Consider the following 22,190-nt stretch of genomic DNA (forward strand, 5'->3'; position numbering starts at 1 on the left):
CGTCGAAGCCTCACGCACTAGAAGGTTTCCCACTCACCATCCGCCGCTGCGGAAGCAACTCTGTCCATGACCTTGGGCGGTGGCGCCTTCAACGCCGGGCTGGCGGGCTTGGCAATTTCGCGTTTGAGCTGCACAACCAGTCGGGTGACCTCGTTGGACGCGTTGGAAAACGCTGTACCACTCTCCAGCATGGCGTCCACGTCGCCGCTACCTTGATTGACCGCGCGAGCGACCTTGCCAGCCTCCTGGTGGAAGGCCTTGTGCCCTGCCACCAGGCTCACAAAAGTGGGCTGGCTGGCAAATTTTGCACTTCCTTTGCCCATCAACCACTTGCCCATTTCGCAGCAATCGTCCCGGGCAATGGTTTCTGCATCCAGCTTCTCGTGCTTGGAGGCCGCAGCCCTTAGCTTGGTGCGCCAATCAGCATGGGCCTTGATGGCGTTGTCCAGATTGATGCCTAGACCATCTGAATCACCCCGGGAGCCGCCTGCGGGCAGGGGTTTGGGGGCAGACGGCGCAATCGCGCGCGGTGCGCTGGCAATGGCTGCGGCTGGTGCCATATCGGGTGCCGGCACAGGACGATAGACGCTCTCGTTCCCCGCCAGCTTGAAGACCGCCACGGTCTGCACCAGCTCCTGTGCCTGTGCTTTGAGACTGCCGGCGGCAGCCGCCATCTGCTCGACCAGTGCGGCGTTCTGCTGGGTGGTCTTGTCCATTTGGCCCACGGCCTCACCCACCTGAGCGACACCTTGATTCTGCTCGTTGCTGGCGGCACTGATCTCGCCCATGATGTCTGTCACCCGACGGATGGAGCTGACCACTTCGGTCATGGTTTCGCCCGCCTTATCCACCAGCACCGTGCCCTGCTCGACGCGCTCGACGCTGGCGTTGATGAGATTCTTGATTTCCTTGGCAGCCTCTGCGCTGCGCCCGGCCAGAGCGCGAACCTCGGATGCCACTACGGCAAAGCCGCGGCCCTGTTCACCCGCACGCGCCGCTTCCACGGCCGCATTGAGCGCCAGGATGTTGGTCTGGAATGCAATGCCGTCGATAACGCCGATGATGTCGGAGATTCGGCGCGAAGACTCATTGATGCCGCGCATGGTGTCCACCACCTGACCCACAACTTCGCCGCCCTGGATCGCAACTGTCGACGCGCTGCTGGCCAACTGGTTGGCCTGACGCGCCGATTCCGCATTCTGTTTAACGGTGGCGCCCAGCTCCTGCATGCTGGCCGCGGTCTGCTCCAGTGCACTGGCCTGTTGCTCGGTACGTGCAGACAAGTCGTTATTGCCTTGCGCAATCTCGGCACTGGCTGTTGCCACGGCCTGTGAACCCTGGCGCACACTGCCTACGATGCGCGCCAGACTGCCGCGCATCTCGGAGAGCGCCTGCAGCACTTGCGCGGTTTCGTCATTGCCTTCCACGCGGATGTCGCTGGCCAGATCACCGCTGGCCATGGCTTGCGCGGAAGCCACGGCACGCCGGATGGGCACCGTGATGGAGCGCGTGGACAAGATGGCCAGCGCCAGACCCAGCACCACCGCAACGGCAGCCCCCACACCCAGAATCCATTGCCCAGTGGCGCCTACGGAAATGGTCTCCTCCTGGCTGGAAGTCAGTGCCTTTTCAGTCTGTTGGGAGAATGCGGCCAGTGCCTTGAGGTAGGTCTCTGCAATGGGCCGCAGATCGTGATCTATCAGGGGTGCAACATCCTCCCCTGCCTTCTTTTTCTTCAGCAGTTCGGCCCGTGCATTGCGATAGGCCTCACGACTCTTGGCCACATCGGCCATCAGCGCCTTGCCGGCATCATCCTGCACCAGCGTTTCCAGCTTTTTCTGGATTTCGGAGATGGACTTGGTGGTGGCGTCCATCTCCTTCTGCAGGACATCCACATACCCGGCATCGGCAGACCGCATGGAAGCGACGGCGCGTACCCAGTTGATGTTGATGCTGGCCTCCCACTGGTGCGCCAGCGTGCTACGTTGCACCTGCACTTCCACCAGATCATGGCTGGCAGATTTCAGGGCTCCGAGACGGGCCATCCCAATGATGGCCAGGAACACGGTGATGACGAGAACCAGACAAAATGCCAAGCCCAGACGCGTGCCGACTTTGAATTTGTCCATAGTGCGTACCTGATAAAGATGTCCCTGATAACGGATTCATTCTAGATGTCAAAATGGCTGCTAAAACCGAGACAAACCCTGTACAAACAGAAATACGCAAGCCAGCCCCGAGTTGATGCATGATTGAAGCTATCGACCTATAGACATCAGAGAGACTCCCACCATGGCCACCTCATTTGCCTCCGAGAAGGAAAAACGCAACGCCAGCTCCAGCAACAACATGTTCGAGTTGCTGCTGTTTCGCCTGGGGCAACCCAGTGGCGCACTCAAGCACGAACTGTTCGGCATCAATGTATTCAAGGTGCGCGAGATCATGGTAATGCCGGAAATCACTTCCATGGTGAATGCCGGGCCCAACGTCATGGGCATTGCCAATGTGCGCGGGCAACTGATTCCGGTCGTCAACCTGCCCAAGATTGTGGGCTGCACGCCAGCCAAAGGCACAGGCATTCTGCTGGTGACCGAGTTCGCCCGCACCACGCAAGCCTTTGCCGTCGAAGAGGTGGTGGAAATCGTGCGTCTGGACTGGAAACAGGCACTCTCCGCTGAAGGCACCGGCGGTGGGCTGGTGACCAGCCTCGCACGTCTGGACGGCGACAAGGAAAACAGTCGCCTGGCCCAGGTGCTTGATGTGGAGCAAATCCTGCGCGACGTATTCCCCGACCAGCACCACACCTTCCGCGAAGACACAATCATGCCCAAGGGCTCCATTCCGGCAGGTTCCGTGATTCTGGCCGCTGACGATTCCGCAGTGGCACGCATGATGATTGAACAAGCCCTCAAGGCCATGAACCTGCCGGTCATCATGACCAAGAGCGGCAAGGAAGCCTGGGAAAAACTGGACAGTCTGTATGCACAGTCCAAAGCCCAGGGCATCCCCATTCGCGACCGTGTGGCACTGGTGCTGACCGATCTGGAAATGCCGGAGATGGATGGCTTCACCCTTACCCGCAACATCAAGGATGATCCGCGCTACAGCGGCATACCGGTGATGGTGCACTCCTCGCTCTCAGGAACCGCGTCGGAGAACCATGCCAGAAGCGCAGGCGCAGATGCCTATGTGGCGAAGTTCGTGGCCGAGGAACTGGGCAGCAATATCCTGAAAGTAGTTGCCGGTTCGCGCTAGGCGCCCAGACGGCACCCGCGCGTGCGGCCCTCAGCCGCCGTGCGAAAAGCTGGAAGGTTTGTAGCTCGCCAGGAACTCCGTCAAGGCTTCTGATGGCAAGCCGCGACTGATCAGGAACCCCTGCATCACGTCACAGCCCATGCCCGACAGGTACAAGGCTTGCTCTTTCGACTCCACGCCTTCGGCGATGATTTCCAGTCCCAGGCTGTGCCCCATGGCGACAATGGCCTTGACGATGGAGGCATTGCTGGCATTGGTCGTGATGTTCTTCACGAATGACATGTCCACCTTGAGCTTGTGCACCTTGATCTGCTGCAGATAGGAAAGCGATGAGTAACCGGTGCCGAAGTCGTCGATCGACAGGCGCACACCCAGCTGGCGCAATTGGGCCAGGGACTCGATGGACTTCTCGCGGTTGGACATCAGGAAGCTCTCCGTGATCTCCAGTTCCAGACGCTCAGGTGCAATGCCCGTGGTGCGCAACGCAGCTGTGACCGACTCCACCAGATTGCCGCGGCTGAGCTGAACGGCCGATACATTCACCGCCGTATGCAAAGGCGCAATACCCGCTGCGGACCAGGCCTGTATCTGACGGCAGGCCTCATTCAGAACCCAGTCCCCCAGGCGAACAATCAGGCCGCTTTCTTCGGCGAGTGGTATGAACTCGTTGGGCGGAACCAGACCACGTTCTGGATGCATCCAGCGCACCAGTGCCTCCACTCCCACGACCTGGCCGCTGGCCAACGCCACTTGCGGCTGGTAGTGCAGGCGCAATTCGTTCTGGTCCAGCGCCCGTCGCAGGTTGGCTTCCAGGTTCAAGCGCGCACGGGCCTGTCGCGACATGTCGGGCGAAAAGAAACGCAAGGTGCTGCGCCCCTCGGCCTTGGCGCGGTGCATGGCAGCGTCCGCATTGCTCAGCAGCTGCTCTGCAGTGGATGCGTCATCGGGAAACAGGGCGATGCCAATGCTGGCACCTACATAGATGCTGTGGTCATCCACGACGAACGGCAGGGTCAACGCGTCAATCATGCGCTGCGCCTGCAAGTCCACCCAGGGATCGGGCGAAGTGCTGTCCAGGATGATGTTGAATTCGTCACCCCCCACCCGCGCGATGGCATCGCTATCGGGAAGCAGTCCTTGCAGGCGCTGGCTGACTGCCAGCAACAGCTTGTCACCCACGCTATGCCCCAGGCTTTCATTGATGGTGGCGAAGTTGTCCAGGTCCAGGGTGAGCAGCGCAAACTGGCTCTGGTTGCGCTGTGACTGTGCAATGGCATGCGCCAACTGCTCCGCAAACAGCACGCGATTGGGCAAGCCGGTAAGCGTGTCCCGGTGCGCCAGGATCCGGTACTTCTCCTCACTGATCTTGAGCAGGGCCGTGCGCTGCGCTACCAGGTTTTCCAGAAAGCGGCGCAGACGCGCCAGCTCCAGATGGGTCTGGATGCGTGCCCGCACCTCATCCACATCAAACGGCTTGGTGATGTAGTCCGCCGCCCCCAGCGCAAAGCCCTTGACCTTTTCTTGCGGCGCATCGACCACGGTCACAAAGATCACGGGAATGCCATTGCCTGTAGGCATGGCCTTGATGCGCCGGCAGATCTCGTAGCCGTCCAGTCCGGGCATGCGGATGTCCAGCAGGATCAGGTCCGGCGGCTCCCCGTGCTGCACGATGTCCAGCGCCTTGAGGCCACTGTTGGCCACCATGATCCGGTATTCGCTGGAGAGCGCCCCCACCAGCTCGTGGATGTTTTCCGGCACGTCGTCCACCACCAGAATGGAAGCGGTCTGGTTGCTGTCGCGCTGTGCCGCAATGTCGAACAGCACCGGGTGGCTGCGGATGCGGCGCAACTCCAGCAGATTGCGGATGCGCACCTTGAGCAGGTCGGGATTGACCGGCTTGGTAATGTAGTCCGCCACACCGAGAGACAGCCCGCGCGTCTGGTCTGCCGCATCGCTCAGTCCCGTCAGGAACATGACCGGTATGTTGGCGGTAGTGGCATCTATTTTCAGTTCGGAAAGTACCGAATAGCCGTCCATGCCCGGCATCTTGATATCCAGCAAGATCAGGTCCGGCTGCGGTGCGCGCCTGGCCAGCTCCAGCGCTTTCTCGCCACTGACGGCCGCCGAAATGGCATAGTCATCGCGCAGCACGCTCATCAATGCGTGCAGGTTCTCCGGAACATCATCAACAATCAATAGCCGGGGCTTGCCATTGTTCAATGCTTGGGCGGTTTCATTCATGTTGTCTGTCCAGTTGCTTGGCTTGCAGTGCCTTCAGCAGGCCTTGCGCCGCATCGATATCAAATACGTCCACCAGTCTCGCAAGTTCTGCCACTTCGGCTTCCATGGCGGTATTTAGCGTACCGGCGCGCAGTTGTGCAATCAGTCCATCGGCGGCACCCAGATCGTAATCCAGCGCATGGCCCAACCGTTGCAGCAACGACTGCCATTCCGTGGTCGACAGTGTCTGGGGTTTCTCAGCGACTGCGGGCATGGTGCTCAGCAGCACTGCATCTATGTCGCGCAAGACATTCACCATCAGCGCATCTGCATCATCCATATCCTGGGCTGCAGGCGCTTGGCCTTGCTTGAGCGTGCTCTCCAGCATCTTCAATTTGTCATAGAGCAGATAGGCCCCCAGATTGCCAGCCACGCCCCGCAGTGCATGGCACAGATGCTCCGCGACCTGCACGCCCTGGTTCTCGCAGGCCGCACGCAAATCTTCGATGGCCTTGGGATAGTGGTCGCGAAAGCGTTGCAACTGCCTGCAATAGGCGTCCAGATTGCCACCGATGCGCCGCACCCCCTCCACCGCATCCAGACTGGAGGCAGCCAGCAGCTCGTCGGGTAGCTCCACGTTCTTGCGTGCCACCTGCGTCGGCGCAAATCCCATGCCCTGCCGGGGCAGGCGAACCCATTGGGACAAGGTTGCCATGAGCCGTTCCGGCGATATGGGTTTGGTGACGTGGTCGTTCATGCCGGCGGCACGGCTCTGGTCTGCGTCCTTGGCCATGGCCAAGGCGGTCATGGCAATGATGGGAATGTCGCGGAAATACGCCCCGTTGGGCTGTCCGGCCAATGCACGGATCCGTCGCGCAGCCTCCAGCCCATCCATCACCGGCATCTGGACGTCCATCAGCACGGCGTCGTAGCTAGAGGCCTGCACCTTCATCACCGCTTCCTGGCCGTTGACAGCCTCGTCCACTTCAATGCCCTCGCTGCGCAACAGCTCGGTTGCAAACTCGCGGTTGATATCGTTGTCTTCCACCAGCAGCAGGCGCGCCCCGGCCAGTTGGGTCTGGGACAGGCCCAGCGGTAGCTTGTGTTTGCCGCTTTCGCCGTCGCTGAGAATGCGCCGACGCCCCAGCACGGACAAGATGGTGTCCAGCATGGACGATGGCGTCACCGGCTTGACCAGAAAACCATCCACTCCGGCCTGTTCGCACAGACGCATCACGTCCTCGCGCCCATAGGCCGTCACCACCACGATTTTGGGCTTGTGCGCAATGGCGGCGCTGCCGTGCACACGTCTGGCCACTTCATCGCCATTCATTCCGGGCATGCGCCAATCCATCAGCAGCAGGTCACAGGGTGAGCCCGGTTTTTCCAGCGCCGCCAGCACGGCGGGGCCGTTGGATACGGCCACCACATCCATCTGGAAGAAGCGCAGCATCTCCGACAGGATCTCCAGCGAAACCTGGTTGTCGTCCACCAGCAGCACGCGCACGCCCTTGAGCAAAGGCCCGACCTGATCCACCAGCTGACGCTGGTGCAGCAGGGCACCCTGCGCAATCTGCAGCCGCACAGTAAAGCACACCGTAGTGCCGCGGCCCAACTCAGACTCCTCCAGCCAGATGCGCCCGCCCATCAGGCTGCACAGGTGCTTGCAAATGGCCAGGCCCAGACCCGTTCCGCCAAATCGGCGCGTGGTGGTCTGGTCGGCCTGCGTGAACTTCTCAAACAGTTTGGGTTGCACGTCGGGTGCAATGCCGATACCCGAATCCCGCACGGTGAATTGCAGCATGACGTCCGACTGCGTGCTGCTGATGCACTGCAAGGACAGCTCCACCTGCCCCCGCTCAGTGAACTTCACCGCATTGCCGCACAGATTGATCAGCACCTGCCCCAGGCGCAAGGGATCGCCGATGAGCCGGGGAGGAATGCCCGGGTTGTAGCGGATGAGGAATTCAATCCCCTTGTGCTCGGCCTGGAAGCTCAGCGTATCGGCAAGCTGCTCCAGCACCGCATCCAGACCGAACTCCACCTGCTCCATATCCAGCTTGCCGGCTTCGATCTTTGAAAAATCCAGAATGTCACTGATGATGCCCAGCAGCGAATTGGCCGCGCCCTGGGCCTTGGTGAGGCGGTTGCGCAGCCCCTGGGGCATGTCCTCCTTCAGTGCCAGGTACAGCATGCCCAGGATGGCGTTCATGGGTGTGCGGATTTCATGGCTCATATTGGCCAGGAAGTCCGATTTGGCCCGGGTCGCAGACTCGGCCTGCTCCTTGGCTTGCCGCAGCTCCAGGGTGCGCTCAGCCACGATCTTCTCGAGGTTCTGGTTCAGCGCATTGAGCTTTTGCATGGACTCGAACAGCCGGAAGCGGCTCACATCGAACGCCTTGACCAGTTCGCCCAACTCGTCCACAAAGGGGTAGTGCAAAGGCTCCAGCGGCACCGCCTGCGGCTGGTTGCGCCCATCCGCCACCGCCCTGGCCAGACGCGTCACGTGATCGGAGAGCTTGCGCCGCACGGCCCACCTGAACAGCAGCCACAAGGCCGTGGTCACCACCAGCGAATTGAGCAGGATGACGAGGACGCCGTACTTGGTGCGGTCCCAGATGACCTTGCGATCCGAGTACATCTTCAGGGTTCCGATCAAATTGTCACGACCCCGCATGGATTGGTGGTACAGGGGGAGCCGGATCAGCTTCTCGGCGTTGGGAAAAATGCCTGCCGCATCGAGGTCCGTCGAAGGCACATGGCCATCCTCGGCCAGCACTTCACCCGTGCTGCTCTCAATCTGAACGCCAGAAACAATCGCGTTTTGGCGAACCCCTTGAACAAGGGTTGCCAGTTGCGCCGAATCCAGCTGCCACACCGCACCAACGACGGTCGGCGAGATGGTGCGCCCCAACGTGGCCAGATCGCTTTCTATGTCCCGCCCCACATTGGCATATTGAATGACAAGCTGCACGCCCGTCATGCCGATAGCAACCAGCAAATACCAGGGAAGCAGGGTGTAGATGAGGCGCTGAGAAAGTGTTTGCGTAAACTGCATCGGTATTCTTTGCCGTGATGCCAGGCATCTTAGTGCCACCACCAGCTGGTATCCGTAGGCGGTGTTCCGGGCGGCAAGATCGGGTTGGTCATGCGCACTACCGTGCGCTTCTCTTTCGCCAAAGTGGCGATTTCGTTGGCGTGGTACGTCTCGAACAGCTGGCGAAACGACCCGTCTGCCAGCGCTGCCCGCAAGCCGCGCTCGATCTGCCCGGCCAAGGATTTGTTCTTCTTGTTGACCCAGAAATACACTGGATAGGGAAAGAACAAGGCCTTGCTTTGCTCCACGGCCAGCAGCGGATAGCGGACCTTGCGCTCCTCCAGCTCGCGCGCCGCCTCGTTCAATCCTCGGGGAAACGCATCAAAGCGCTTGGCCGATAGCATGACGAAGAGGTTCTCGTAGTTGGGTGAAGTCTCCACCGAGAACCCGTTGGCACGCATGACCGGCAGATCGGCCCATTGGCTGTTCAGGCCAAATACCAGTTGCTGCTGCAGTGCGGCAGCGTCCATGCGGGCAATGCGGTCCTGATCCGTCGCGCGGATCACAAAAATGCGAAACCCGACGATGCCGCGCAGGATGTCGATCTTGATCGGCAGCATCTGGCTTTCGCGTTCCACATTGGTTCCCAGCGCGATCACATCCAACTCGCCGGATTGCAGCAACTCCATGCCGCGGTTTTGTGTGATGTCTTCCTGGTAGGGCGTCAGCTGGTAGCTTGTGCCGGCGCCGCGCACATGGGACAACGCCAGCTCCAGCAACTTCCAGCGGTACTCGTAGATGGGCCCGGTCGGGAACACCGCAAGCCTTGTTTCTGCGGCCCAGGCGCCGTGCAAGGGTTGAAATCCCCCCCACGCAAGCAGCAAAAGTGACAACAAGCACCGCCACCGGCCGAAGCAAAGTACGCGAACCTTCATATTCCCGCTTTCAAGGTCTTTTCGGACGCCATTGAAACCATCGACCTGCGTCGATGTTCCCTCCCCCCACAACTATGGGCGTCTTCAAATACCTATGCAAGACCTTTTTGCATGCCCTGCGCGCGCAGGATGCCTCAGCTCACCACAAATCGTAGGCTGAAACGTCCGCCTTGCTGATGAAGTCCATGCGCGATGCATCCATCGCAGCACGGCTGGTTTCATCGTCAAGCCCCTCCACCAGCTGGCAGGCCAACCGCCCCACCTGCGTCAGTGCCGCCTGCTCCTGCGGCCCCCAGGCGCCGGCAAAACTCAGGCGCAAGCAATGCCGGTAACGGTGGCTGGTGCAAAACAGCTGGCCCGGCCCCACGGTAATGCCTTGCGCCTTGCACAACGCAAACAGCACCATGGTGTCCACCTCACCGGGCAGCTCCACCCACAGCGTGTATCCGGCAGGTGGATCATTGACGCGGGTACCCACCGGAAAGCTGGCCTGGATCAGCTTGCGGGCCTGGCCCAGACGCTGTTTCATGAGCGCACTCAAGCGGCGCAAATGCGCCTCGTAACTGCCCTGCGTCAACAGGTCGGCCAGTGCATATTCCAGCACCGCGTTGGTGGAGGTGCCCTGCACCCGCTTCAGCGTAGATAGCTCCTTGCTCCAGCGCCCGGCCTCAACCCAGCCCAGACGGATGCCGGGCGACACGGTCTTGGCAAACGAGCCGCAGGTCATGACCCAGCCTTCGCTGTCAAAGGCCTTGACCGCACGCCGCCGGAAGTCGGTGGCCAGCAGATCGTTGAACACCACGTCCTCGATCAGCGGCACCTGGTACTGGGCCACCAGCCGCGCCAGCGCGCGCTTGTGCGTCAGCGGCATGATGGATGCCAGCGGATTGGACAGCGTGGGCACCAGCAGCAAGGCCTTGATCGGCTGCGTGTCCAAGGCGAGCTGCAGCGCGGGCAGCGACACGCCGGTGCGCGGGTCTGTGGGCAAGGCAATGGCCTTGAGGTTGAGCGACTCCAGCAAATCCAGAAAGCCGAAGAACGTCGGACTTTCAATGGCCACCAGGTCACCGGGCTTGGTCACCGCCTGCAGGCACATGGCCACCGCGTTGATGCAGCCCGATGTGATGACGATGTTCTCGCCCTTGAGCGCACAGCCCAGATGCAAGGCGCGCAAAGCCACGGCATTGCGCAGGGCCAGCGTGCCGGACGAGCTGCTGTAATCGGTAAAGGTGTCGCGCTTGAGCCGCGCGGCGCGACTGACCGCCACGCGGATACGATCATTGTCGAAAAAGTCCTTGTCCTTGGGGCTGTATCCGGCAAAGCTGACCGCCGGCCTTTCCAGGACGTTCGCTGCGTTGTCCTGCTGGCCCTTGGGCAGTTCAGGCGCATGCTGGATGGCCCGCACCACGCCGGCTGCCTTGGCCCGGCTGGCAGTGGTCACGAAATAGCCCGACTTGTGGCGCGGCGTCACCACGCCGTGCTCTTCCAGATAGCGATAGGCCTGCACCACAGTGGCCACCGACACATGGTTCTGTGCTGCCGAATCGCGCACCGAAGGCAGGCGCTGCCCGGTTTGCAGGGCGCCAGACGCGATCAACTGCGCGCAACGCAGTGCAATCTGCAAATACAGGAGGGGCGCCTCGGTTGCCATGCGTTCCATGGTAACGCCAATGCCGCCGCGCAGTGCCGCAACAGCAGGCAAAAAAGCGGTACAGATGGACCCGAACCAGACCAGCACAGATGCGTCGGCGCTTCTGTGTGCACCGGTACAGGTTGTCCTTCTGTGTATATGGGCAAGAGCCGCACATCGGCAGACAGTTGAGCCATCACTACCGGAGAAAACCCATGTACCCGCAGCAGCCCGAGCCGTCCGTCCTATTACCCCGTCAGACCCGCCTGATCAATGCGGGTGAAGGCTTTCGTCTGGAAGTCCTGGGCGGCAGCCTGTGGCTGACCCGGCCCTGCGATGCGGTGGACCGTTTCCTGGCAGCCGGCTCCGTCATGGATCTGCATGAGGACCTGGTACTGATCCAGAGCGACTGGAGTCCGGCTAGCACACCGGCACAGCCTGCGCTTTACCGGCTGGTACCACTGACCCAGCAGATACAGCAGGGCACGCGACCGCGTGCCAGCCTGATCAAACGCTGTGGTTGGCTTCTGCTTCGTCCATTTTCCGCTTGAAGAAGCGGGCGTACCAGACGGCCATGCCCAGCACGATGACGATCACGGCCAGACTCATCAGGCCGTAGTCGGTTGAGAGAAGGTCTTGCATCAATTTCATGGCTTACTCCTTTGCAATCTGGTTTGCAGAATACGCACGGGGGCAAAGGGGGCTGTGATGTGCATCAAACAATGTGCACAGTCTGGTGCACGCGAATGTTGGCATTGATATTGCTCAGTAGTTTTCGAGAGGAAAACGCCAAGCCTTAATCATTTTTTAGTTTCAGTCATTCAAGACAGCTAGGGTTCCGGGTGCCATGTGCACTGTCTGGTCCAAGAGCGGTCGGCTGCACGCAAGTGCGGTTCCACGGAGGGATAAAAGCCCGGGAGATCACGGTTAACGCCGCCTGACCTCTCGCGTTTTTGTTTTTACCTGGAGCCTGATTTGCAAAATACACAGTCCCTCTATCTGCCGCCAGACGCTGCGCCACGGGTCAAGAAACCCAGCATCTGGTCGATTGCAGCCTCCATCTCCCGCACCCAGTACTGGCTCTTTGCCGGCTTGGGCCTGCTGCTGCCCCTGGTGGCCTGGGCCGTGCTCACGGAGTCGGGCTATGTGGACCCGGTGTTCCTTCCCGGGCCGGTACAGGTGGTCACGCGGCTATTCAGTTGGATGATGGACGACGACCTCTGGGGCGACACCATGATCAGCATGTACCGGGTGCTGGCGGGCTTCGTGCTCTCGGCCGTGTTCGCCCTGCCGCTGGGCCTGCTGATAGGCGCCTTCAAGCCGATTGAGGCGATTCTGGAGCCGCTCACCGACTTCATCCGCTACATGCCGGCCGTGGCCTTCATTCCGCTGGTGATGCTGTGGCTGGGCATTGGCGAAAGCGCCAAGATTTCCATCATCTTCATAGGCACCTTCTTCCAGATGGTGCTGATGGTGGCCGAGAACGTGCGGCTGGTGCCACGGGCGCAGATCGAGGCAGCGCAGACCATGGGTGCAGACCGCGGCGAGATCGTGCAGCTGGTGCTGCTGCAGTCGGCCAAGCCCGCCATCCTGGATACCCTGCGCCTGACCATGGGCTGGGCCTGGACCTACCTGGTGGTGGCCGAACTGGTGGCCGCCAACTCCGGCTTGGGCTACTCCATCCTCAAGGCGCAACGCTTCCTCAAGACCGACACCATCTTCGGCGGAATCATCCTGATCGGCCTCATCGGCCTGCTGATGGACCAGGCCTTCCGCTGGTTGCATCGCCGCTCCTTCCCCTGGCTGCACAGCAAAGGCTGATGACCATGTCCAAAGTACATATCCAGAACCTGGGCAAATATTTTGGTGCGCCCAGCACCAATGCAGTGCCCGCACTGCAGGGCGTGAACCTCTCCGTCGAAGAAGGCGAGTTCGTGACCCTGGTCGGCGCATCGGGCTGCGGCAAGTCCACGCTCTTGCGCATTCTTGCCGGGCTGGAGACGCACACCAGCGGCAGTGTGGAATGCAATGGCCTGCCCATCGAAGGTCCGGGCGCGGACCGCGCCATGGTGTTCCAGCACTACAGCCTGTACCCGTGGCTGACGGTGATGCAGAACATCAAGTTCAGCCGGCGCCTCAAGGTCAAGCGCGAGAACCTCACTTCTTCGGATGTGGAAGCCGCCTCGGGCCGTGCCGATGCATTGCTGGACCTGATCGGCCTGTCCAAGGTGGCCGATGCCTATCCCAATCAACTCTCGGGCGGCATGCAGCAGCGTGTGGCCATTGCCCGCGCGCTCATGGGCAAGCCCGCCATGTTGCTGATGGATGAGCCCTTCGGTGCACTGGATGCGCAGACGCGCGAGGTCATGCACGACCTGATCCTGCACATCCACCGCATCGAGAAGACCACCATCGTCTTTGTCACCCACGATGTGGACGAGGCCATTTACCTAGGTCAGCGCGTGGTGCTGATGCAGCCGCGCCCGGGACGCATCCACAGCATCTATCCGGTGCCCCTGCCCAAGGCACGCGACCAGGAGATGAAACACGGCAGCGAGTTCCGCGCCCTCAAGGCCGAGATCCTGGCGCGCATCCGCGAAAGCTCCGGCATGGCCACCGACCAGGAGCTACTCGACAAGCTCTGCCGCACCGAAGCCATCGGCTAAGCCCTATTCACTTCTTACGCAAAACCGTATGCAAACCTCTTTTGAAACCCTCTCGCCCCTGGCGCGCGCTGCCGTGCCGGACCACTCCACCGCGTTTGACCCCAGCCTGATCCTGTGGACCGAAACCGTGCCCGGCGGCACCGCCTGGTCTGCGCGCATGCGCCGTGGCAACACGCTGCGCATCACCGACGTGCGCGGCAGCGCCAACGTCTCCATGCTGCTCTACAACGCCGAGGAAAAGACCGAGCGCTACAACATGCCCGACACGCTCAAGGCCCAGCACACTGCCTACCTCACTGCGGGTCATGTGTGCTACTCCGACATGGGCCGCGTGCTGTGTTCCATCGCTGCCGACACCTGCGGCTGGCACGACACCGTGTGCGGTGCTTCCACCGAAGCGGGCGTGCGCGCCAAATATGGCGAAGCGCGCTACCAGGAACACCGCAACGCCATGCACCGCAACGGCACCGACAGCCTGGTCAACGAGCTGGAAAAGTGGGGCATGAGCAAGCGCGACATGGCTGCCAACCTCAACCTCTTCAGCAAGGTGCAAAGCGATGAAGTAGGCCGCCTGCAGTTCGTCACCGCGCACCGCGCGCCGGGCCAGTACGTGGACCTGCGCTTCGAGATGGACACCCTGGTGGTGCTCTCCACCGCGCAGCATCCGCTGGACCCCAACCCGGTCTATGCGCCACAGGACGTGGCACTTACCGTGTGGCGCTCCGGCACTGCCGGTGCCGACGACCCCTGCCGTCTGCACTGCCCCGAAAACGGGCGCGGCCTGATCAACACCGAGCGCTACTACCTCTAAGCGCGCAGCCCACATAGACCACCGAATCCAAAGGCAACACCATGCACACCGTAGAAAGCAGCTACAGCGCTGCCACCGCTGTCTTCAACACCATCCACCCCGCAGGCGAGCCCTGGGTGCACACCGTGCGCCGTGGCCAGATCTTTCGCATCGTCGACCTCGAAGGCAACCAGGCCGTGGACACCTTGTTCTACAACGCCGCCGACCCCAGCGAGCGCTACAGCCTGACCCACACCATCCAGGCACAAGGCGCGCTCTACCTCACCGTGGGCACCACGCTGATGTCCAGCGAAGGCCGGCCCATGCTGACCATCGTGGCCGACACCTGCGGCCGCCACGACACCCTGGGTGGCGCCTGCTCCTGCGAGAGCAACACCGTGCGCTACGCGCTGGAAAAACGCCACATGCACAGCTGCCGCGACAACTTCATGACGGCCATCGCCAAGTCCGGCATGGAAGGTCTGACGTTCGAGAAACGCGATGTGGTGAGCAACATCAACTTCTTCATGAACGTGCCGGTCACACCCGAGGGCCAGCTCACGTTTGAAGACGGCATCTCCGCCCCCGGCAAGTATGTGGAAATGCGTGCCGAGATGGACGTGGTGGTGCTGGTCTCCAACTGCCCGCAGCTCAACAACCCCTGCAACGCCTACAACCCGACACCGGTGCAGTTTCTTGTGTGGGACGGCGCCTGAATGTTCACCAAGGTTCTGATTGCCAACCGCGGCGCCATTGCGTGCCGCATCATCCGCACGCTCAACCGGCTGGGCATCCAGTCGGTGGCGGTGTACTCCGAGGCGGACGCGCACTCCATGCATGTGGCCATGGCCAGCGAGTCGGTCTGCATAGGCCCGGCGCCTGCGGCACAAAGCTATCTGGTCGGCCAGAAGCTGATTGACGCCGCGCTGCAGACCGGCGCACAGGCCATCCACCCGGGCTACGGTTTTCTCTCGGAAAACCCCAGCTTTGTGGAAGCCTGCGAAGCCGCAGGCCTGGTGTTCCTGGGGCCCACGCCGCAGCAGATGCGCGTGTTCGGCCTCAAGCACTCGGCCCGTGCCCTAGCCACCGAAGCCCAGGTGCGCCTGCTGCCCGGCACCGGCCTGCTGGCCAGCGCCGAAGAAGCCCTCGCCGCCGCGCAGACCATTGGCTATCCCGTCATGCTCAAGAGCAGTGCGGGGGGTGGCGGCATCGGCATGCAGATGTGCCGCGATGCCGCTGAACTGAGCGCTGCCTTCCAGACGGTGAGCCGCCTGGCGCAGGCCAACTTCTCGGACGCCGGCGTGTTTCTGGAGCGCTTCATCAGCGATGCGCGCCACATCGAGGTGCAGATCTTTGGTGACGGCAAAGGAGCCGTGCAGGTGCTGGGCGAGCGCGACTGTTCGCTGCAGCGGCGCAACCAGAAAGTGGTGGAAGAAACCCCCGCCCCCAACCTGCGCGAGGAAGTACGCCAGGCCCTGCACGACACGGCGCGGCGGCTGGTGCAGTCGGTGCAGTACCGCTCGGCCGGCACGGTGGAGTTTGTGGTGGATGCGCGCACCCAGGACTTCTACTTTCTGGAAGTCAACGCGCGGCTGCAGGTGGAGCATGGCGTGACCGAGGCCGTGACCGGCGTGGACATCGTGGAGTGGATGGTCAAGCTGCCTACGGGCGACCTGCCTGCGCTAGACACCCTGACGGTCACACCCAAGGGCCATGCCATCCAGGCCCGGCTGTATGCCGAAGACCCGTACAAGAACTTCCAGCCCTCCACTGGTGTGCTGACCGAAGTCCTGTTCCCCGGTGACCTGCGCGTGGACACCTGGGTGGAGCGTGGCACCGAAGTGGGTGCGTCATACGACCCCATGCTGGCCAAACTGGTGGCCCATGGTGCCGACCGTAGCGACGCCATTGCCAAGCTGTCTGCAGCTCTGCACACCAGCCGCATTGCCGGACTGGAATGCAATCTGCAATACCTGCGCGCGCTGATGACCTTCGCGCCCTTTGTGCAGGCCACGCACACCACGCGCAGCCTGGCCGACTTCAAGGTGGCCAGCCATGCGGTGGACGTGCAAAGCGGTGGCGTGCACACCATGGTGCAGGACTGGCCCGCACGCCTGGGCTACTGGGATGTGGGCGTGCCGCCCAGCGGCCCCATGGACGCACTGGCCCTGCGTGCGGCCAATGCCATCGTGGGCAATGCCCAGGGCGCGGCCGCACTGGAGATCACCGCTGCCGGCCCGACCTTGAGCTTTCGCTCGGCCATGCGCATTGCCGTGACCGGCGCGCCGCTGGACGTGCTGCTCGACGGCCAGCCGGTTGCCATGTGGTCCGCAGTGGATGTGGCCGCTGGCCAGGTGCTCAAGATCGGTCGGGTGCAGAGCGCCGGTGTGCGGGCCTATCTGGCGGTGCTGGGCGGCTGGGACGTGCCCGACTACCTGGGCAGCAAGTCCACCTTCACCCTGGGCCAGTTCGGCGGCCATGGCGGGCGCGTGCTGCGCGCGGGCGATGTGCTGCATGTGGCAGCGCCCGACACGGCAGCACCCGCTGCACTGAACGCCGCACAGATAGACGCAGTGCGCCCGGCATACGCCACGCACTGGGACATTGCCGTGTTGGTGGGGCCGCACGGCGCGCCCGACTTCTTCACGCCCGACGACATGCAGATGCTGTTTGCCACCGACTGGGAAGTGCACTACAACTCCAGCCGCACCGGCGTGCGCCTGATTGGCCCCAAGCCGCAATGGGCGCGGCGCGATGGTGGCGAGGCCGGGCTGCACCCCAGCAACATCCACGACAACGCCTACGCCATTGGCGCCATCGACTTCACCGGCGACATGCCAGTGATCCTGGGGCCGGACGGCCCCAGCCTGGGCGGCTTTGTCTGCCCGGCCACGGTGGTGCGTGCCGAGCTGTGGAAGCTGGGCCAGCTCTCGCCCGGCAACACCGTGCGCTTCCGCCCGGTGTCACTGGACATGGCCAATGCCCTGGCGCTGGCACAGGACGCGCTGCTGGCGGGTCGCGCCACGCCGCTCACGCCGACACAGCAAACGGGTGCGTTGGCATTGCCCGATGCCGCCGTGCTGCTGCGCCACAAGGCATCCGACGATGCAGAGGAAGTGGTGTTCCGCCGCTCGGGCGACTGCAATGTGCTGATCGAGTTTGGCGCGCTTACGCTGGACCTGACCTTGCGCTTCCATGTGCATGCGCTCATGACGCGGCTGCAGGACCTGTGCCGCAGCGGCGCACTGGCGGGCATCGTCGACATGACGCCGGGCATCCGCTCGCTGCAGGTGCACTACGACCCCAGCGTGATCGCCTTGCCCGCGCTCATGCAGGTGCTGCTGGATACGCTGCCCGCCGTGTTCAGCGCAGCCGAGGCCGACATCGAAGTGCGCAGCCGCACCGTGTGGCTGCCGCTGTCCTGGGATGACGAAGCCACGCGCCTGGCCATCGAGAAATACATGCAATCGGTGCGTGCCGATGCGCCCTGGTGCCCGAGCAACATCGAGTTCATACGCCGCATCAACGGTCTGCCCGACTGGCAGGCGGTGTACGACATCGTGTTTGAAGCCAGCTACCTGGTACTGGGCCTGGGCGATGTGTACCTGGGCGCGCCCGTGGCCACCCCCATAGACCCGCGCCACCGCCTGGTCACCACCAAGTACAACCCGGCCCGCACCTGGACGCCGGAGAACGCGGTGGGCATAGGCGGCGCCTACATGTGCGTCTACGGTATGGAAGGCCCCGGCGGCTACCAGTTCGTGGGCCGCACGGTGCAGATGTGGAACCGCTGGCGCGATGCGCGCAATGGCGCGCAGGACTTCGAGGCCGGCAAGCCCTGGCTGCTGCGCTTCTTTGACCAGATCCGCTTCTACCCGGTGAGCGCCGAAGAGCTGCTGCAGTGGCGCAAGGACTTTCCGGCAGGCAAGGCCAAGCTGCGCATCGAGGAAGGCAGCTTTCGCCTCTCGGAATACCAGGCCTTTCTGCAGGCCAACGCCGATTCCATTGCCGCCTTCAAGCAGGTGCAGCAAAGCGCCTTTGAAGCCGAGCGCGAGCGTTGGGCTGCAGCCGGTCTGCTGGAAACACCGCAGGCGGAAGCCGACGCTGTGGACAGCGGCCTGGCCGCACTGGCCGATGCCTTTGCCGGCGAGGTCATCACCTCGCAGGTATCGGGCGGCGTGTGGTCCATCCTGGCCAAGGAAGGTGCGCAGGTGAAAGCCGGTGACCTGCTGCTGGTGGTGGAGTCCATGAAGATGGAAATTTCCATGAGTGCACCCTGCGACGGCACAGTGCACAAAGTGTTGTGCACCGAAGGCCAGCCCGTGAGTGCGGGCCAGGCCCTGGTGCTTTTGAACTGAATGAACCCTAAACATAAAACAAGCTGGAGCCTGTATGCGTCTTGACTTATCCCTATCCCATTTGCGCAGCCGTTATCTGGATGGCAGCCTCACCCCGCTGGCCCTGGTCGAAGCACTGCATGCGCAGATGCTGGCCGAGGACGCGCTGGTGGACCGCCACATATGGATTCACCGCCTCTCGCTCGACGCACTGCAAGGCTATGCCCGTGCACTGCAGGGCCGCGACCCCAAGGACCTGCCCCTGTACGGCATCCCCTTTGCCATCAAGGACAACATTGACTTGGCCGGCGTGCCCACCACTGCCGCCTGCCCCGAATACGCCTACACGCCCGAGAAGAGCGCCACCGTAGTGCAGCGCCTGATCGAAGCCGGTGCCATCCCCGTGGGCAAGACCAACCTGGACCAGTTCGCTACCGGACTGGTGGGTGTGCGCTCGCCGCACGGCGCCTGCCGCAATGCCTTCAACCCCGACTATGTTTCGGGCGGCTCGTCGGCCGGCTCGGCCGTGTCAGTGGCGCTGGGCCTGGCCAGCTTTTCGCTGGGCACCGACACGGCGGGTTCGGGCCGCGTGCCCGCGGGCTTCAACAACCTGGTGGGCCTCAAGCCCAGCTGCGGACGCCTTCCCACCACCGGTGTGATTCCAGCTTGCCGCACGATTGACGTGGTGTCCATCTTCGCGCTCACTGCCTCAGACGCAGCCAGCGTGCTGGCGGTGGCAGAAGGAGAAGACGGCATCGATTCCTTTGCGCGCCGCATGCCCGAGCCGGGCTTCAACTTTGGCGCAGCACCGGCCTTCCGCTTTGGTGTGCCGCGCGCAGAAGACCTGGAGTTCCACGGCAACGCCGAAGGCCCGGCGCAGTTCAAGGCAGCTGTGGCCATGCTCGAAGCACTGGGCGGCACCGCGGTGGAGTTTGACCTGCGCCCGTTCCGCGCCGTGGCCACGCTGCTGTACGAAGGCCCCTGGGTAGCCGAACGTTACGCCGCCATCCGCCCCTTCATCGAGGCCAAGCCCGAAGCCCTGCACCCGGTCACCCGTGCCATCACCGAAAAGGGCATACAGATCAGCGCGCCCGACACCTTTGCTGCGCTCTACAAACTCAAGGACCTGGCGCTCAAAACCAAACCGCTGTGGGACAGCGTGGACTTCATGCTCACGCCCACCTCCAGCACGCCCTACACCATTGCCGATGTAGAGGCCGACCCGATACGCCTGAACTCCAATCTGGGCCACTACACCAACTTCGTCAACCTGCTGGACCTCTCGGCGCTGGCCGTGCCTACCGGCTTTTTCTCCAGCGGCCTGCCCTGCGGCGTGACCATGGTGGCACCGTGTGGCAAGGACTTCGCGCTGCTGACGCTGGCGGCCAGGCTGCATGCAGTCGCCGTGCCCACCGTGGGCGCTACCGAACATGCACCGCACAAGCTGGGCGTGGCACCCGATGCCACGCTGTTCCCCTCACAGCAGATCCAGGTGGCCGTGTGTGGCGCACACCTGAGTGGCCTGCCACTGAACCCGCAGCTCACCTCGCGTGGTGCACGTCTGCTGCGCTCGGTCAACAGCGCGCCCGACTACAAGCTCTATGCCCTGCCCGGCGGCCCACCTTACCGTCCGGGCATGGTGCGCGTGGCCAGCGGCGGCGCGCCGATTGCCATGGAAATCTGGGAGATGCCCGCAAGCCAGTTCGGCTCGTTTGTGGCCGGTATTCCGGCACCCTTGGGCATAGGCACGGTGAAGCTGGAAGACGGCAGCAGCGTGCAGGGTTTTGTGTGTGAAGCCATTGCCGCCGATGGTGCCGAAGACATTACGCACCATGGTGGATGGCGTGCATTCCTGGCGAGCAAAAAATGAGCGCTGTTGGTGCGTGCATGCCCCGACGCATCGCTTTTGCATGCCGCAACAACACCATAAATCTGGCACGCATGTTGCTCACTTTGTAGTCGCAGGTTGAGCGGTTCGGTATGTTGGAAAACATGCAAAACTTGCTTTACTCATGTTCAGTTAGGTGCACTAGGGTTCCGGTCCTGCAAGCATGCTGTTGCGGTGATGTCTGGTCCGAGAGTGCACCGGCTCTGGTGGCAGAAGCACCGGGGCTCCACGGAGGGATAAAAGCCCGGGAGAGCGACGTACATATCGTCTCTTCCTGCTTTTTTTCATTCACTTCTGGAGCTTCGTCATGGTCACCTTCTCTCCTCTCCTGGCATCCTCTGTTGCATCCAATGGCGCCCAGCCCCGTGCGCGCACATGGATGAATCGTCTGCTCAAACCCCTGGCCAGCCTGGCTCTTGTGGCCGCTGCCGGTAGCGCTCTTGCTGCCGGCCCCACACCGCTGAAAATCGGCACCGTGGTGTGGATCGGCTACGGCCCGTTCTATGTGGCCGAGGCACTGGACCTCTACAAGAAATACAACCTCAAGGTCTCGCTGCAGGTGTTCACCGATCCGGCGCTGATCCCCTCGGCCATTGCCAGCGGTGCCATCGACGGCGGCATGCTGACCTATGACCAGGTGGTTGGCCAGGTGGCTGCCGGACAGGCACAGAAGGTAGTGATGCCCATCGACTACTCCAATGGCGGCGACGCCATCGTGGCCGACAAGACCATCACCAAGGTGGCTGACTTCAAGGGCAAGAAAGTGGGCTTCAACCCGCTGTCGCCGTCGGACTTCCTGCTGTCCTACGCGCTCAAGACCGCGGGCCTGACCGACAAGGACATCACCCCCATCAGTATGACGCCAGAAGCCGTGCCCGCTGCCATGGCCTCCGGCCAGATGCCCATTGGCGTGACGTATGAGCCCAGCCTGTCGCAGATCGTCAGCCAGGGTGGTGGCAAGAAGTTCAAGGTGGTGTTCTCCAGCAAGAACGCACCCGGCCTGATTGCCGACGTGCTGGTGTTTGACGACAAGGTCATCAAGGCCAAACCCACCGAGATCTCCGGCATCATCAAGACCTATCTGGACGGCCTGGCCTACATGAAGGCCAAGCCCGATGAGTCCTACAAGATCATCGGCAAGTTCATGGGCGTCACACCCAAGGAAGTCAAGGAACAGCTCACCGGCGTGTACAACATTCCTGCAGCAGAAATGCCCAAGGCGTTTGTGAAGTCGGCTGACACCACCTCCTACTACGGCAGCGGTGACGTCATCGGCAAGCTGCTGCTGGCCAAGGGCCAGATCAAGGCGGTGCCTGCGACCGAAGCCACCATCGATGCGCAGTTTGTGACTGCGCTGACCAAGAAGTAATCCGCACCGGGGGCCCTCTGTGGCCCCCTGGTTTTTTTGCCGGCATGTCCGGCACCCCTGCGC

General features: G+C 62.4%; 15 protein-coding genes and 2 riboswitches. Of the genes, 9 read left to right on the top strand and 6 right to left on the bottom strand.

The genetic code is table 11. The features are described 5' to 3' along the window. Window positions 1–17 precede the first annotated feature (17 nt). Window positions 18–2,129, bottom strand: coding sequence for a methyl-accepting chemotaxis protein (locus AC1RMF_RS22360; protein WP_342620819.1), 2,112 nt, complete (start codon window positions 2,127–2,129; stop codon window positions 18–20). A gap of 163 nt (window positions 2,130–2,292) precedes the next feature. Between AC1RMF_RS22360 and AC1RMF_RS22365 the strand changes: the two genes are divergently transcribed. Beyond that, window positions 2,293–3,255, top strand: a complete 963-nt coding sequence (locus AC1RMF_RS22365) for a chemotaxis protein (protein ID WP_342620818.1) — start codon at window positions 2,293–2,295, stop codon at window positions 3,253–3,255. Window positions 3,256–3,285: 30 nt separating this feature from the next. Here the strand turns inward: AC1RMF_RS22365 and AC1RMF_RS22370 are convergent, their stop codons facing one another. The 4 genes from AC1RMF_RS22370 to AC1RMF_RS22385 all read right to left on the bottom strand — a co-directional run bounded on the left by AC1RMF_RS22370 (window position 3,286) and on the right by AC1RMF_RS22385 (window position 11,107). Further along, a complete protein-coding gene (locus AC1RMF_RS22370) occupies window positions 3,286–5,496 on the bottom strand; it encodes a GGDEF/EAL domain-containing response regulator (protein ID WP_493144440.1) in 2,211 nt (736 codons plus the stop codon). Continuing rightward, entirely contained in the window at window positions 5,489–8,533 is a 3,045-nt protein-coding gene (locus AC1RMF_RS22375) for a hybrid sensor histidine kinase/response regulator (RefSeq protein WP_493144442.1), read from the bottom strand. Before AC1RMF_RS22375 ends, AC1RMF_RS22370 begins: the two co-directional genes overlap by 8 nt. 29 nt (window positions 8,534–8,562) lie before the next feature. Next, window positions 8,563–9,366, bottom strand: coding sequence for a substrate-binding periplasmic protein (locus AC1RMF_RS22380; protein WP_493144444.1), 804 nt, complete (start codon window positions 9,364–9,366; stop codon window positions 8,563–8,565). 220 nt (window positions 9,367–9,586) lie between these two features. Beyond that, a complete protein-coding gene (locus AC1RMF_RS22385) occupies window positions 9,587–11,107 on the bottom strand; it encodes an aminotransferase-like domain-containing protein (protein ID WP_493144446.1) in 1,521 nt (506 codons plus the stop codon). Between the two features lie 185 nt (window positions 11,108–11,292). On the opposite strand from AC1RMF_RS22385, the gene AC1RMF_RS22390 reads away from it, so the two are divergent. Then, window positions 11,293–11,628 (top strand): DUF2917 domain-containing protein, encoded by a 336-nt coding sequence (locus tag AC1RMF_RS22390; RefSeq protein ID WP_342620813.1) that lies wholly within the window; start codon window positions 11,293–11,295, stop codon window positions 11,626–11,628. On the opposite strand, the gene AC1RMF_RS22395 is transcribed toward AC1RMF_RS22390, so the two are convergent. Next, window positions 11,585–11,728 (bottom strand): DUF3149 domain-containing protein, encoded by a 144-nt coding sequence (locus AC1RMF_RS22395; protein WP_342620812.1) that lies wholly within the window; start codon window positions 11,726–11,728, stop codon window positions 11,585–11,587. The two genes, AC1RMF_RS22390 and AC1RMF_RS22395, sit on opposite strands and share 44 nt — an antisense overlap. 168 nt (window positions 11,729–11,896) lie before the next feature. Further along, window positions 11,897–11,999, top strand: a riboswitch (guanidine-I (ykkC/yxkD leader). Window positions 12,000–12,052: 53 nt separating this feature from the next. Here AC1RMF_RS22395 and AC1RMF_RS22400 point away from each other — a divergent pair. The 7 genes from AC1RMF_RS22400 to AC1RMF_RS22430 all read left to right on the top strand — a co-directional run bounded on the left by AC1RMF_RS22400 (window position 12,053) and on the right by AC1RMF_RS22430 (window position 22,127). Beyond that, window positions 12,053–12,898 (top strand): ABC transporter permease, encoded by an 846-nt coding sequence (locus AC1RMF_RS22400; protein WP_493144447.1) that lies wholly within the window; start codon window positions 12,053–12,055, stop codon window positions 12,896–12,898. A gap of 5 nt (window positions 12,899–12,903) precedes the next feature. Continuing rightward, entirely contained in the window at window positions 12,904–13,743 is an 840-nt protein-coding gene (locus AC1RMF_RS22405) for an ABC transporter ATP-binding protein (protein WP_493144448.1), read from the top strand. 28 nt (window positions 13,744–13,771) lie between these two features. After that, window positions 13,772–14,554: an urea amidolyase associated protein UAAP1 gene (locus AC1RMF_RS22410; RefSeq protein WP_493144449.1), complete on the top strand. Its 783-nt coding sequence runs from the start codon at window positions 13,772–13,774 to the stop codon at window positions 14,552–14,554. 41 nt (window positions 14,555–14,595) lie between these two features. Continuing rightward, window positions 14,596–15,249, top strand: a complete 654-nt coding sequence (locus AC1RMF_RS22415; RefSeq protein WP_493144450.1) for an urea amidolyase associated protein UAAP2 — start codon at window positions 14,596–14,598, stop codon at window positions 15,247–15,249. Next, on the top strand, window positions 15,250–18,891 hold the full coding sequence (gene uca, locus AC1RMF_RS22420; RefSeq protein WP_493144451.1) for an urea carboxylase: 3,642 nt from the start codon (window positions 15,250–15,252) through the stop codon (window positions 18,889–18,891). It abuts the gene before it with no gap. A 34-nt stretch (window positions 18,892–18,925) separates the two neighbouring features. After that, complete coding sequence (atzF, locus tag AC1RMF_RS22425; protein ID WP_493144452.1) at window positions 18,926–20,740, top strand: allophanate hydrolase; 1,815 nt, start codon at window positions 18,926–18,928, stop codon at window positions 20,738–20,740. A 148-nt stretch (window positions 20,741–20,888) separates the two neighbouring features. After that, window positions 20,889–21,011: riboswitch (guanidine-I (ykkC/yxkD leader) on the top strand. 54 nt (window positions 21,012–21,065) lie between these two features. Continuing rightward, on the top strand, window positions 21,066–22,127 hold the full coding sequence (locus tag AC1RMF_RS22430; RefSeq protein WP_493144453.1) for an ABC transporter substrate-binding protein: 1,062 nt from the start codon (window positions 21,066–21,068) through the stop codon (window positions 22,125–22,127). Window positions 22,128–22,190: the final 63 nt, after the last annotated feature.

The sequence above is a fragment of the Rhodoferax sp. GW822-FHT04A08 genome, from assembly GCF_058801025.1.

Bases quoted from the DNA above. Each gene is read 5' to 3' on its own strand.
- AC1RMF_RS22395 (WP_342620812.1), bottom strand. From the start codon at position 11,728: ATGAAATTGATGCAAGACCTTCTCTCAACCGACTACGGCCTGATGAGT.
- AC1RMF_RS22405 (WP_493144448.1), top strand. From the start codon at position 12,904: ATGTCCAAAGTACATATCCAGAACCTGGGCAAATATTTTGGTGCGCCC.
- uca (WP_493144451.1), top strand. From the start codon at position 15,250: ATGTTCACCAAGGTTCTGATTGCCAACCGCGGCGCCATTGCGTGCCGC.
- AC1RMF_RS22415 (WP_493144450.1), top strand. From the start codon at position 14,596: ATGCACACCGTAGAAAGCAGCTACAGCGCTGCCACCGCTGTCTTCAAC.
- AC1RMF_RS22385 (WP_493144446.1), bottom strand. From the start codon at position 11,107: ATGGAACGCATGGCAACCGAGGCGCCCCTCCTGTATTTGCAGATTGCA.
- AC1RMF_RS22365 (WP_342620818.1), top strand. From the start codon at position 2,293: ATGGCCACCTCATTTGCCTCCGAGAAGGAAAAACGCAACGCCAGCTCC.
- AC1RMF_RS22390 (WP_342620813.1), top strand. From the start codon at position 11,293: ATGTACCCGCAGCAGCCCGAGCCGTCCGTCCTATTACCCCGTCAGACC.
- AC1RMF_RS22430 (WP_493144453.1), top strand. From the start codon at position 21,066: ATGGTCACCTTCTCTCCTCTCCTGGCATCCTCTGTTGCATCCAATGGC.
- AC1RMF_RS22410 (WP_493144449.1), top strand. From the start codon at position 13,772: ATGCAAACCTCTTTTGAAACCCTCTCGCCCCTGGCGCGCGCTGCCGTG.
- AC1RMF_RS22375 (WP_493144442.1), bottom strand. From the start codon at position 8,533: ATGCAGTTTACGCAAACACTTTCTCAGCGCCTCATCTACACCCTGCTT.
- AC1RMF_RS22360 (WP_342620819.1), bottom strand. From the start codon at position 2,129: ATGGACAAATTCAAAGTCGGCACGCGTCTGGGCTTGGCATTTTGTCTG.
- atzF (WP_493144452.1), top strand. From the start codon at position 18,926: ATGCGTCTTGACTTATCCCTATCCCATTTGCGCAGCCGTTATCTGGAT.
- AC1RMF_RS22370 (WP_493144440.1), bottom strand. From the start codon at position 5,496: ATGAATGAAACCGCCCAAGCATTGAACAATGGCAAGCCCCGGCTATTG.